Source organism: Bradyrhizobium manausense (assembly GCF_018130615.1).
Taxonomy (GTDB): domain Bacteria; phylum Pseudomonadota; class Alphaproteobacteria; order Rhizobiales; family Xanthobacteraceae; genus Bradyrhizobium; species Bradyrhizobium manausense_A.
On record NZ_JAFCKB010000005.1, the window covers coordinates 257,481 to 270,086 of the forward strand.

The 12,606-nt window shown below is 63.2% G+C and carries 11 protein-coding genes; 9 read left to right on the forward strand and 2 right to left on the reverse strand.

Translation table 11 applies throughout. From position 1 onward, the window contains the following. The first annotated feature begins 110 nt into the window (after window positions 1–110). From JQ587_RS12465 to JQ587_RS12485, 5 genes are all read left to right on the forward strand, one after another. Window positions 111–1,415 carry an ABC transporter substrate-binding protein gene (locus JQ587_RS12465; RefSeq protein ID WP_212425473.1) on the forward strand — a complete coding sequence of 435 codons (1,305 nt, stop codon included), beginning with the start codon at window positions 111–113 and terminating at the stop codon, window positions 1,413–1,415. Window positions 1,416–1,552: 137 nt separating this feature from the next. Then, a complete protein-coding gene (locus tag JQ587_RS12470; RefSeq protein ID WP_249154295.1) occupies window positions 1,553–2,470 on the forward strand; it encodes a carbohydrate ABC transporter permease in 918 nt (305 codons plus the stop codon). Further along, entirely contained in the window at window positions 2,467–3,516 is a 1,050-nt protein-coding gene (locus JQ587_RS12475; RefSeq protein ID WP_212298727.1) for a carbohydrate ABC transporter permease, read from the forward strand. The genes JQ587_RS12470 and JQ587_RS12475 overlap by 4 nt, the downstream gene beginning before the upstream one ends. A 16-nt stretch (window positions 3,517–3,532) precedes the next feature. Beyond that, window positions 3,533–4,606 (forward strand): ABC transporter ATP-binding protein, encoded by a 1,074-nt coding sequence (locus JQ587_RS12480; protein ID WP_212298726.1) that lies wholly within the window; start codon window positions 3,533–3,535, stop codon window positions 4,604–4,606. Window positions 4,607–4,654: 48 nt separating this feature from the next. Then, window positions 4,655–7,006 carry a glycoside hydrolase family 31 protein gene (locus JQ587_RS12485; RefSeq protein ID WP_212425475.1) on the forward strand — a complete coding sequence of 784 codons (2,352 nt, stop codon included), beginning with the start codon at window positions 4,655–4,657 and terminating at the stop codon, window positions 7,004–7,006. Window positions 7,007–7,024: 18 nt separating this feature from the next. Here the strand turns inward: JQ587_RS12485 and JQ587_RS12490 are convergent, their stop codons facing one another. Both JQ587_RS12490 and JQ587_RS12495 read right to left on the reverse strand, forming a co-directional pair. Beyond that, window positions 7,025–7,384: a RidA family protein gene (locus tag JQ587_RS12490; protein ID WP_212298724.1), complete on the reverse strand. Its 360-nt coding sequence runs from the start codon at window positions 7,382–7,384 to the stop codon at window positions 7,025–7,027. Window positions 7,385–7,507: 123 nt separating this feature from the next. Next, window positions 7,508–8,266 (reverse strand): SDR family NAD(P)-dependent oxidoreductase, encoded by a 759-nt coding sequence (locus tag JQ587_RS12495; RefSeq protein ID WP_212425476.1) that lies wholly within the window; start codon window positions 8,264–8,266, stop codon window positions 7,508–7,510. A 165-nt stretch (window positions 8,267–8,431) separates the two neighbouring features. Here JQ587_RS12495 and JQ587_RS12500 point away from each other — a divergent pair, with 165 nt between their 5' ends. From JQ587_RS12500 to JQ587_RS12515, 4 genes are read left to right on the forward strand one after another with little or no spacing between them, the layout of a single operon-like run. After that, a complete protein-coding gene (locus JQ587_RS12500; protein WP_212425477.1) occupies window positions 8,432–9,697 on the forward strand; it encodes an extracellular solute-binding protein in 1,266 nt (421 codons plus the stop codon). 2 nt (window positions 9,698–9,699) lie between these two features. Beyond that, the gene (locus tag JQ587_RS12505) at window positions 9,700–10,641 is read left to right on the forward strand and encodes a carbohydrate ABC transporter permease (protein WP_212425478.1); all 942 of its coding nucleotides are present in this window, start codon (window positions 9,700–9,702) and stop codon (window positions 10,639–10,641) included. Continuing rightward, window positions 10,634–11,482 (forward strand): carbohydrate ABC transporter permease, encoded by an 849-nt coding sequence (locus tag JQ587_RS12510; RefSeq protein WP_212298720.1) that lies wholly within the window; start codon window positions 10,634–10,636, stop codon window positions 11,480–11,482. The genes JQ587_RS12505 and JQ587_RS12510 overlap by 8 nt, the downstream gene beginning before the upstream one ends. 22 nt (window positions 11,483–11,504) lie before the next feature. Continuing rightward, on the forward strand, window positions 11,505–12,602 hold the full coding sequence (locus JQ587_RS12515; RefSeq protein ID WP_212425479.1) for a Gfo/Idh/MocA family protein: 1,098 nt from the start codon (window positions 11,505–11,507) through the stop codon (window positions 12,600–12,602). Window positions 12,603–12,606: the final 4 nt, after the last annotated feature.

The window sequence follows — 12,606 nt, forward strand, 5'->3', positions numbered from 1 at the left end:
GGGTCTGGCTCGGTGTGTTCCATTGATGTCAGACAATATAGAGATTGACAGGTTAGGCAAACGTTTGCCAAGCTTGAATCCAAGATCTCAGAGATCGCAGGGAGAGCGCAATGCGGGCAGTTATCCGACGGGCTATCGGCGCGTCCTTGTTGACGGCTTGTCTTTTGGCGCTGACGGCCAGCCTCGGCATTGGCGTCGCCGCAGCGCAGACGACGCTTCGGATGACCTGGTATTCCGATGGCAACGAAGGCGAGGTGATGGCGGACCTTTTGCGCCGCTTCGAGGATAAGCACCCGGACATCCACGTTGTTCTCGACCAGGTGCCCTTCAAAGCCATCAACGAGAATCTTCCCGTGCAACTCGCCTCCGGTCAGGGCCCTGATATCGCCCGCGTCGCCGACATGGGCGGGCTGGCCCGCTATATGCTCGACCTGCGTCCCTATCTGAAGGACGCCGCCTATTGGGAGGCGAATTACGGTCCTTTCCTGCAATGGATGCGGGTGCCGGGCGACACATCATCGATCCCCGGCTTCATGACTCAGCTCACCGTAACCGGTCCCTTCGTCAACAAGACGCTGTTCGAGCAGGCAGGCGTGGCGATGCCGGGGCCGAAAGCGACCTGGGAGAACTGGGCGAAAGCGACGAAAGAGGTGGCGGCCAAGGTGCAGGCGCCGTTTCCGATCGCGTTCGACCGTTCCGGCCATCGCTTCTTCGGTATGGCGATTTCGGAAGGCGCCGCCGTGTTTGACGACAAGGGAAATCCGGCCGTGATCGACGATGGGTTCAAGCGCGCGGCCAAGTTGATCTTTGACTGGCACAACAGCGGCGTGATGTCGAAGGAGCTGTGGGGTTCGGTCGCGGGAGCGACCTACCGCGGCGCCAACGAGGAATTCAAGAATGCCCAGGTCGTCATGTATGAATCGGGCTCCTGGCAGATCAGCCAGTTCGACAAGACGATTGGAGCGGCCTTCGACTGGGTGGCGGTGCCGACACCTTGCGGGCCGGCGAATTGCTCCGGCATGCCCGGCGGCGCCGCGCTGGTCGGCATCAAGTCGACCAAGCACCCCGAAGAGGTCGCGCGCGTGCTCGATTACCTCGCGAGCGAGGACGTCGTTGCCGAGTTCTACGCGCGTTCGCTGTTCGTGCCGGGCCATCTTGGTCTCGCCCGCAAGGGCCTCGATTACAAGGACGCCTCGCCGGTGGCGAATGCCGCGCTCAAGGTGTTCAGCGATGGCGTCAACCAGCTCGCCCCGGCGGCCAATCAGTTGCAGGGTTATCCGGCGAGCCGTGTGATCCTCAACGCGGTGATCAGCCGACTGGGACAGGCGGTCTCCGGTGAGATTACCCTTGACGACTCCTACAAGCGTATCGCGGGCGACATCGAGCAACAGCTCGCCGAACGCAACAAGAAGTAGGCCGGGCGCGCCGCGGCATGATCGATTTGCCAGATGGCATCGGACTACAGGCCGTACCGACGGCCTCTCGTCTCGCGCGCTTGCGCCGGAGCGGCGCGACGATCCTCGGCGCCGTGTTGCGTCTCATCGACCGTCCGATGGGCTTGTTGCAGCGGCTGATCGGCGAGCGGCGAATGGTCTATGTCTTTCTGCTGCCGAACCTCGCCTTCTTTTCGCTTTTCGTCTTCGTTCCGCTTGCGATCGATCTTGCCTATTCGTTGACCGGCGGTGAGTCGCTGTTTCCTTCGCAACGCCCCTATGTCGGGACCGAGCAGTACGCCTATCTGTTCGATTGCGGATCATTCTTCGATCCCGCCTCGTGCCGGGTCGATCATTTTTGGCGCGGTGTTGCCAACACGATGCGCTTCACCGTCTTCCAGCTCGTCTCCATGGTGACGTTCTCGCTCGTCACCGCGCTGGTCCTGAATATGCGGATTCGCGGCCGCGGCTTCTTCCGCGCCGTCTATTTCTTTCCGGTCCTGTTGTCGCCGGTCGTTGTTGCGCTGGTCTGGAAATGGATCCTGCAACGCGACGGGTTGCTGAACGCGGGGCTCACCATGATCGGCGGTCAGAAGATCTTGTTCTTTGTCGACCCCGGCTGGGCGATGTTCTGGTCGGTGTTCGTCTCGGTCTGGGCGCACATGGGTTTCTATACGCTCATCCTGCTCGCGGGGTTGCAGGCCATTCCCGCCGATCTCTACGAGGCGGCTCAAATGGACGCCACGCCGCGCTGGCGTGTGCTCGTTCGGATCACGCTGCCGCTGCTCTGGCCGAACCTCATCGTGGTGATCGTGCTGGCGATGATCCGCGGCGTGCAGACGTTTGATGAGGTGTTCGTGCTGACCGGTGGCGGACCAGGCACCGCAACCCTCATGATCGTGCAGTACATCTATGAGACCGCGTTTGCGAGCCAGGTGCAGAATTTCGGCCTCGCCGCGGCGGCGTCGATCGTGCTTGGTGTCGTGCTGTTCCTGCTCACGCTGGCGCAATTGTCGCGTACCCGGAGCGCGTCATGAAGCCAATTCAGCTGCTGCGCGCTCGCCGTCGGAACGGGCATTGGCATTGGACCGACATCGCCGCCTACGCCTATCTCGGGCTCGGCGTCGTGCTGATGTTCGGGCCTGTCATGTGGCTGGTGCTGTCCTCGTTCAAGACTCAGGCAAGCCTCCTGGAATTTCCGCCCTCGCTGCTGCCGCTGTCCCAGCAGGAGGTGCGCGTCGAGGGCTTTCCGCAGCCGTTGCCGCTCTTTGCAGCCACCCTCGACAACGGCGAGCGTCGCGAGCTCGCGCAGATCAGGCGCATCGGGCTGATCGCCCAGATGGTCGATCCTGCCGACCCAAAACGGCAATATCGCGTGCCGACGGCCAGGCTCGCGCCGGTTCGGCACCTGAGTTTCGTGACTTCGAACTATACCGAGCCGCTTCAGAAATTCGCCTTCACTCGCTATCTGTGGAACTCGGTGTTCGTCACGACGATCGCAACGCTGATCACGCTGCTCATCAATTCGATGGCAGCCTATGCTCTCTCCATCTATGAATTCAGGGGCAAGACGATCGCCATGCTGATGGTGATCGGGACGCTCATGATCCCGATCACCATCATCCTCGTGCCGGTTTATCTCGTCATCACCAAGCTGGGTCTCGTCAATTCGCTCTGGGCTGTCATTCTTCCGGGGGCTGCAACGCCTACGGGGGTATTCCTGTTGCGGCAGTACATGCTGACGCTGCCGCGCGACCTCATCGAGGCGGCGCGCATGGACAAAGCGAGCGAGTGGCAGATCTACTGGCGCATCGTGATGCCGTTGGCGGCTCCCGCTCTGGCGGTGCTCGCCATCTTCTCCATCATGTGGCGGTGGAACGAGTTTCTGTGGCCGCTCGCAGTGCTGACCCGGTCCGAATCCTTCACGCTGCAGATCGGGCTCAACGCCTTCCAGGGCGAGCTGCAGACGCAGTGGAATTATCTCTTGGCGATGACGGTGGTGTCGCTGGTCCCGGTGGCTCTCGTCTTCGTTTTTCTGCAACGCTTCATCGCCACCGGCATAGCCAATACGGGGATGAAATGATGGCGAGGGTGTCGTCATGGCTGGCTTGACTCTTCGGGACGTCCGCAAGGCTTACGGGACGGTCGCCGTGATCCACGGGGTTGATCTCGCGATCGCGGATGGCGAGTTCATCGTCTTCGTCGGCCCGTCCGGCTGCGGAAAGTCGACCCTGCTGCGCATCATCGCCGGGCTCGAAGATGTCACCGGCGGCGAGATTGCGATCGATGGCCACGACGTCACGCGCGTGCCGGCCTCGGATCGCGGTCTTGCCATGGTTTTCCAGTCCTACGCGCTCTATCCGCATATGACGGTCTACCAGAACATGGCCTTCGCCCTCGAGAACATGGGTCTGGCGCGCGCCGAGATCGACGCCCGGGTGCGGCGCGCGGCCGGGATGCTGCGTCTCTCCGACTATCTCGAGCGCAAGCCGAAGGCGCTGTCGGGTGGCCAGCGCCAGCGGGTGGCCATCGGCCGGGCCATCGTGCGCGATCCGAAGATCTTCCTGCTCGACGAGCCGCTCTCCAACCTCGATGCCGAGCTTCGAGTCGCGACCCGCAAGGAACTCGCGGCGCTGCACGCCGAGATCGGTGGGACCATGATCTACGTGACCCATGATCAGGTCGAAGCGATGACCATGGCCGACCGTATCGTGGTGCTGCGCGGCGGCCGCATCGAGCAGGTGGGTACGCCGCTCGATCTGTACAATCGGCCCGACAATCTCTTTGTCGCAGGCTTCATCGGTTCGCCGCGCATGAACCTGCTGCCGGTGCAGGTGGTGTCGCCGGGCCTGGTGCGCGTCGGCGAGGCCGGTGAGCCGATCAAGGTTGCGACGGGACCGCTCGCTACGGGCGCGTCTGCGACGCTCGGTGTACGCCCCGAGCATATCACGCTCGCCGACGGCGCGGCCGATCTGACAACCACCATCGACATCGTCGAACAGCTCGGCGGCGATACGTATTTCTATGCGAGCGCGCCCGGTCTGCCGCAGATCACGGTGCGACAGAACGGGCAGGCGCTGCGGGGGCGCGGCGAGACTCTCCCGGTTCGCTTCGAGCCGGCCCACCTTCATCTGTTCGATGCCGAAGGGGCCGCGGTACGGCCCGGTGTCTGAATCACGCAGGTCCATAACGACCAGCGATCAATAATGGAGTGATGAGACATGAAAGCCCTGGTTGAGGGCCGCTATCGCGGTTACGAGGGCGGAGCCGCGGTGTTCGAGGTTGGGGAGGGCGTCACCATCGCGGTCCGCATTCTCGAGGGTGATCTCGGCCGGGTGACGCTGCGCCGTGCTGGCGGCTTTCGGCTGGATCGGGGCTGGTCGTTGGCGCCTGGTGGCATCGAGCCGCCTTATGAGGGACGCAACCGCGACGATTTGTCGGGCTTCGCCAATCCGGCGGTAACGGTCACGCCGGGCGACGGCATCGTCACTGTTGCGGCAGCCGGGCTGACCGCCGAGGTTAGGCTCCGCCCGTTCGGCATTGCCTGGCGCCGCGCCGGCGATGCCCAGCCGTTTCTGCGCGACCGGCCGACCCAAGCCTATTTCATCTCCAACAAGACTCCGGCCATCGCCCATATGATGGCGCGGCATCCTGACGAGAGACATTATGGCCTTGGCGACAAGGCCGGCCCGCTGGATCGTACGGGACGGCGCTTTGCCATCGACGCGGTGGATCCTTGTGGTTTCGATGCCGAACTGAGCGATCCCCTCTATAAGATGCTGCCGTTCGTCATCGTCGACGGGCCGCAGGGTGCGCATGGCATCTTCTATGACAATCTTGCCACCGGATCTGTCGATCTCGGCTGCACGATCGACAATTATCACGGCACGTTCAGGTCCTATCATGCCGACGATGGCGACCTCGATTTCTACGTGCTCGCGGGGCCAACGCTGCACGAAGTCACGCGCCGTTTCTCCTGGCTCACCGGCGGCCAGGCCTTCGCACCGCGCTGGTCCTACGGCTTCGGTGTTACATCGATGGCGATTGCGGATGCGCCCGACGCCGATCGGCGGGTGACGGACTTCATCGCCGACTGCCGCCGCCACGCCATCCGTTGCGACAGCTTCCATTTCGGCTCCGGCTACACCTCGATCGGCTCGCGCCGCTACGTGTTCAACTGGAACTACGACAAGTTTCCCGATCCATCGGCGACCATGACGCGGCTGGTCGAAGCGGGCATGCAGCCGGTGACCAACATCAAGCCGTGCCTGCTCGACGATCATCCGCGGCTCGACGAGGCCATCGACTCCGGCATCCTGGTGAAGGATGGCGTGACGGGCGCTCCGGCGGTCGCGCAGTTCTGGGACGGAGTGGGTTTTCATGTCGACTTCACCAATCCCGATGGGCGCCGGTGGTGGCGTGCGGGCATCGAGCATGCGCTGCTCGATCACGGCGTCGTTTCCATGTGGAACGACAACAATGAGTTCGAGATCTGGGATGAGGACGCGATCTGTGCCGGAGACGGCCGCCCCTTTGCCCAGGCACTGGGACGGCCGGCGCAGCCATTGTTAATGACGAAGCTGTCGTTCCAGGCGCAGGCGGAGCGATCGCCGTTGCGGCGGCCTTATGTCATTACCCGCGGCGGGCCGGCAGGGCTTGCGCGCTATGGTCAGACCTGGTCGGGCGACAACGCAACGGCCTGGAAGACGCTGCGCTTCAATCTCACCCAGGGTCTCAACATGAGCCTCTCCGGGCTGTTCAGCATCGGGCATGATGTCGGCGGCTTCCATGGTCCGAAGCCAAGTCCCGAGTTGCTCTGCCGTTTCGCCGAGTTCTGTGCACTCTGGCCGCGCATGGTGATGAACTCCTGGAACGATGACGGCTCGGTGACCCTGCCCTGGATGTACGCGGATGCGCTGCCGCAGGTGCGCGCGGCAATCGCGCTGCGTCATCGGTTGTTGCCCTATCTCTACACGCAGATGTGGCGCGCCAGCCGCGACCATGAGCCCGCGATCCGCCCGCTGTTCTGGGATTTCCCTGATGATGCAGCGGTGCGGGGCGTCGAGGATGCCTTCATGCTCGGCCCCGATCTGCTCGTCGCTCCCGTGCTCGAGGAGGGCGCTTTCGAACGCTGCGTTCGATTGCCCGCGCACGACGGCGGCTGGTACGACTGGCACGACGGCCGGCGCTTCGCCGGCGGTGAGATGGTGCAGGTCGCTGCGCCCTTGGGACGCTTGCCTCTGTTCGTCCGCGGCGGCAGCATGATTCCGGTCGTTGACATCGACGCGACCGGCCGTCAGGGCGACCGGTCGCTCGTGATATTCGGTGCGCCGGTGATGCACTCCACTGCCGACCTCTATGAGGACGATGGGGATACGGCGGCCTGGCGCACCGATGCGCTGGTTCTGACCTTCCACCTTCGTCGCAGCGCCACCGGCCTGGAACTGACGGGAATGGCGCAGGGCAGCTTCCAGCCGGATTTCGAGCGGCTGCAGGTGAAGGGGGTGGGAGTGACGGAACCCTTGTCCATCGGCTCACTCGAAGGCCCCGTCGCCCTGAAGCCCGGCGATTGAAGAGGTTGCTTCGCGCCGTCAGCTCGACGCGCGTCGAGCCGCGATCGCTGTCATCTCGAGCTTGACGCCGGGGCCGAGGTCGGCAACCCCGATGACTGCGCGCGCCGGCAGAGACGCCTCCGCGAAGCAGGCTTTCCAGGCCGTATTGAATGCGGCCTTCTCGCTGAGTTTTGTCACGAAGATCGTCACCTGCAGGACATGGGAGCGGTCCGATCCCAGGGTTTCCAGCAAGCGCGACAACTGGCCAAGTACATCACTTGCCTGGCCCGCCATATCGAGGCTGGTGTCCTCAGGAACAATCCCGCCGATGTAGAGCACGCCATTATGCTCGACAACTTCGTGAAGCAATCCCTCATAGGGTAGGACGCGCTTGATCATGGTGCCACCTTGGACGTTGCCGGTACGACGAGACGTTTGCCGGAATAGCCGCTGAACCTTTCCGCAAGTCAACCCGCGGACGCGTCACAGCTTGGAATTGGCGCGCCCGCCATCCTCAAGGCATCACACCCATCCACCATCGACGATGTAATGCTGGGCCGTACAGGCGGAGGCCTCTTCGGAGGCAAGAAAGACGGTGAATTTCGCGACCTCGTCCGGGACCAGCCTGCGCTTCAGGCACTGTCGCTGCTGCAGTTCGATCTCGCCGGCCGGCGTCATCCATTTCTCGAGTTGACGCTCGGTCATGATCCAACCCGGCGCGATCGCGTTCACGCGGATATTGTAGGGACCGTAGTCACGTGCCAGCGAGCGCGTCAAACCGATCACGCCTGATTTGCTGGCGGTGTAGGCAGCCATGCCGCCTTGTCCGGCGATCCACGACACCGAGCCGAAATTGATGATGGCGCCGGCGTTTGCCGCCTTCATGTCCGGCAGCACGGCTTGCGAGGCGAAGAACTGGTGCTTCAGATTCACTGCGATGCGGTCGTCCCAATAGTCCGGCGTCATCTCCTCGGTTTTGTGCCGTTCATCATGCGCGGCGTTGTTGATCAGGATGTTGATCGCGCCGTGCGCCTTGCGCGCCTCCGCCACGCCGGCGCGCAGCGCGGGGATGTCGGTCAGGTCGACGCGCTGGAAATGCGCAGCCAGTCCCCGATCGGATAGCTCGCGCGCCAGGCGTTGTCCCTCTTCGACCTTGATGTCGAAGAACACCACCTTGGATTTCTGCTCCGCGAAGTGCCGCACGATTGCGGCGCCAATTCCCGCTGCGCCTCCGGTGACGAGCACGACCTTGCCGGCGAGGTCGGAATAGATGGCAGCCATGGGCAACTCCCAGTTTGTTGCGGGCGGCGCGACGGGCCGCCCCGACTCTTTTCCCGACCTTATCCATTCCCTTCGTGAGGTGCATAGGTCAGAATTTGTGTTGCGTACCTCAAAAATTGAAGGCAGGATTGCAGCCAAAGAATAAGAGCCTGTTGGGAGGATGAGATGAGACTGCTCAAGAAGCTGGGACTCGCCGCTGCCGCATGCCTGTTTGGCGCCAACGTCGCCGCAGCCGATACCACGGTAAAATGGCTGCACATCGAGGTTAATCCGGCCCAGGTGAAGGTCTGGGAGGAGGTCGCGCGTGCCTATGAGGCGTCGCATCCCGGCGTCAAGGTCGAGATGCAGTTCCTCGAGAACGAGGCCTACAAGGCCAAGCTGCCGACCATCCTGCAATCCAAGGACCGGCCGCACATCATCTATAGTTGGGCCGGCGGCGTCCTGAAGACGCAGATCGAGGCCGGTGTTCTCGAAGACATCACCGATTCTGTGAAGAGCGGCGGCTATAGCGACACGATCGCACCGGCGGCGCTCGCCGCCTTCACCCAGAACGGCCACGTCTTTGGACTTCCGATCGCACTGTCGCAGGTCGGCTTCCTCTACAACAAGGATTTGATGGCCAAGGGTCACGTCGATGCAAGCAAGATCAAGACATGGGACGATCTGCTCGGCGCGGTGAAAACGCTGAAGGCCGCGGGTGTTACGCCGATTGTGGTTGGCGGCGCCGACAAATGGCCGCTGCACTTCTACTGGACGCATCTCGCAGTGCGCATTGGCGGCAAGGCTGCCTTCGATGCAGCGCTGAAGGGTGAGAACGGCGGCTTCGCCGGCGAGACCTTCCAGAAGTCCGGTGAGCTGTTCAAGCAGCTCGTCGACCTGCAGCCGTTCCAGAACGGCTTCCTCGGCTTCAAGAACCCGCAGGCCGTCGGCTATTTCGGTGACGGCAAGGCCGCGATGACCCTCGCCATCTCGTCCTTCTATCACACCCAGCGCGCGCTTGCCGCTGACAAGGTCGGTCTCGCCGACGACAAGCTCGGCTGGTTCGATTTTCCGGTCGTACCCGGCGGCAAGGGCGAGCCGTCAGACACGCTCGGCGGCATCACCGGTTGGCTGATCACCAAGGGGGCGCCCAAGGAGGCCACCGACTTCCTCAAGTTCTTTATCTCCAAGGACGTGCAGGCGCGGCTCGCCGCCGGCAACTTCATCGTTCCCGTCGTCAAGGGCGGCGAGGCCGGCCTCAACAGTGCTTTCATGAAGCAGATCGCGGCCAATCTGGCGAAGTCGAATTATCATCAGAACTTCTATGACCAGAGCCTCGGCCCGTCGGTCGGCCGCGTCGTGAACGACGTCACCGCGGAGATCGCCGGTGGCAGCATGAGCCCGCAGGACGCTGCGAAGGCGATCGAAGCAGCGTACAAGCAGGGCAACTGACGGTGGCGCGGCGGATCGCGATCGCCTCGCCGGTGAGCATTGCTGGCGAGGCGCCCCCTCAGGTTGCGGTTCGCGGCCCGGGTTGGGACGGCCGTTTCACGGTCCTGATCCTGTTCCTGCCGCCGGCCCTGCTGCTGTTCACGTTGTTTGTGGTGCTGCCAATCGGTGAGGCGGCGTGGTACTCGGGCTTCAACTGGAATGGCTTCGGCAAGCCAACCAACTGGATCGGCTTCGACAACTACCGCTTCGTGCTGGAAACGCGCGCCTTCTGGCTCGCGCTGCGCAACAACGGGCTGATCATCGCGGTCTCGCTCGCGATGCAGCTGCCGCTTGCACTGACGCTGGCCCTGATGCTCGCCGAGAAGTTTCGTGGCGCGGTGGCGCTGCGCATGTTGTTCTTCATGCCCTATATCCTGGCCGAAATCGCGACCGGGCTGATCTTCTCCTTCGTCTATGACGGTGATTACGGCCTCGTCGCCTCGATCTGGCGCACGTTCGGCGCCGAGCCGCCGCATTTGCTGGCCTCGACCGACACTGCGATGCTGGCGGTGCTGATCGTGATCGTGTGGAAGTATTTCGGCTTCCACATGATGCTGTTCATCGCAGCGCTCCAGAGCCTCGACAAGAGCCTGATCGAGGCTGCACGGATCGACGGCGCGACGCGGGCGCAGACCCTGCGCCATGTCGTCATCCCCTTGCTCTATCCGACCATCCGTCTCTCCGTATTCTTTGCCATCGTCGGGTCACTGCAGCTGTTCGACCTCGTCATGCCGCTCACTCGCGGCGGCCCCGCAGACTCCTCCAACACCATGGTGAGCTTCCTCTACAACAACGGCATCTCACGCATGCGGGTGGGCTATGGCAGTGCGATTGGCGTCATTCTGTTCGCGATTTGCGTGACCTTTGCCTTCACCTACAAGCGTTGGTTCATGCGCGATGAATAACACCGAGACCGCCCGTCAACCGTACGATCCCGCCATGCTGTTCAAGGCGCTGTTCCTTACGCTCGTCGCCATCTTCGTGCTGGTGCCGCTGCTTGCGACACTGCTCGGCGGCTTCAAGTCCCTCGGCGAGCTGCGTGTCAATCCATTCGGCCTGCCCAGGCATTGGGAGTGGCAGAATTATGCCGACATCCTGTTCTCCGGCCGTTACTGGCAGCTCCTGCGCAACTCTCTGATCATCTCGACGCTCACGGTCACCCTGACCCTGATCGTCGCCTCGATGGCTGCCTTCACCTTCGCGCACGTCAAGTTCTACGGCAGCTCGATGCTGCTGAGCTACCTGACACTCGGGCTGCTGTTTCCGGCCGCGACCGCGGTGCTTCCGCTGTTCATCAGGGTCCGCGACCTCGGCCTGCTCGACACCTACTTTGGCGTCGCCCTGCCGCAGGTGGCTTTCAGCCTTGCCATGAGCGTGTTGCTGCTGCGGCGCTTCTTCAAGGACATTCCCCACGAGCTGCTCGAAGCGGCCCTGGTCGATGGCTGCAGCTACATCAAGTTCTTTCGCTACGTGACACTGCCGCTGTCGCGGCCGATTCTCGCGACCGTCGGCACCATCACCTTCGTCAACAGCTGGAATGCTTATCTGCTGCCGCTGGTGATGCTCAACACCGACGCACTCTATCCCTGGCCGCTCGGTATCATGGTCTATCAGGGCGAATACTCCTCCGAATGGCACCTGATCCTGGCCTTCATCACGCTCACCATCCTGCCGACCATCATTCTGTTCCTGCTGGCGCAGAAGCACATCGTCGCCGGCCTCACCGCAGGCGCGGTCAAGGGATGAGCAAGACTTCACGGAGATAACAATGAGAAAAGTCGGCATCGGAATCATCGGCTGCGGTGTGATCAGCACTGCCTATCTCAAGGCGGCCCAGCGGTTCCCGGTCATGGAGGTCAAGGCGCTGGCGGACATGCGCAGCGATGTCGCGGAGCGGCAGGGCGCAGCGTTCGGCCTGCCGGCAATGCGGGTCGATCAATTGCTGAAGCGCGACGATGTCGAGATCGTCATCAATCTCACGGTGCCGCTGGCCCACACCGACGTCAGCCTCGCCGTGCTCAACGCCGGCAAGCACGTCCATTCCGAAAAGCCGCTCGGCATCAACGTCGCCGAAGCGCGCAAGGTGATGGATCTCGCCGCGCAGAAGAATTTGCGCGTCGGCTCCGCGCCCGACACCTTCCTCGGCGGCGGACACCAGACTGCGCGCAAGCTGATCGATGACGGTGCGATCGGCACGCCGGTCGCCGGCAGCGCCTTCTTCGGCTGTCCCGGCCATGAGCGCTGGCATCCGGCGCCAGGCTTCTACTATCTGCGAGGTGGCGGGCCGATGCTCGACATGGGGCCGTACTACATCACCGATCTGGTCCAGTTGCTCGGTCCGGTCGCCGGCGTGATGGGCTCGACGGCCCGTCCGCGATCCGAGCGGCTGGTCACCAGCCAGCCGATGAACGGTGCGATGATCCCGGTCGAGGTCGCGACTCATGTCGCGGGGACGCTCGAATTCGAGAGCGGGGCGGTCGTCTCGATCGCGATGAGCTTCGACGTGCCGAAACACCGCCATGCACCGATCGAGATCTACGGCGACAAGGGCAGCATGCTGGTGCCGGACCCGAACCGCTTTGGCGGCGAGGTGCAGGTGGCGAAGACCGGCGGCGAATGGGAGGCGATGCCGCTGACACACGGTCATGCGGAAGGTGAATTCCGGTCCATCGGCGTCGCCGACATGGCCGCTGCGATCCTGAATGACCGGCCGCATCGCGCCAGCGGCGCGCTCGCCTTCCACGTGCTGGAGGTGATGGAGGCGTTCCAGACCTCCGCCGACGAGGGCCGCCGCGTCAAGATCGAGAGCCGCGTGGAGCGGCCGGCGATGCTGCCAGCCGGACGCGAAACCGGACAGATCGACTGAGGGA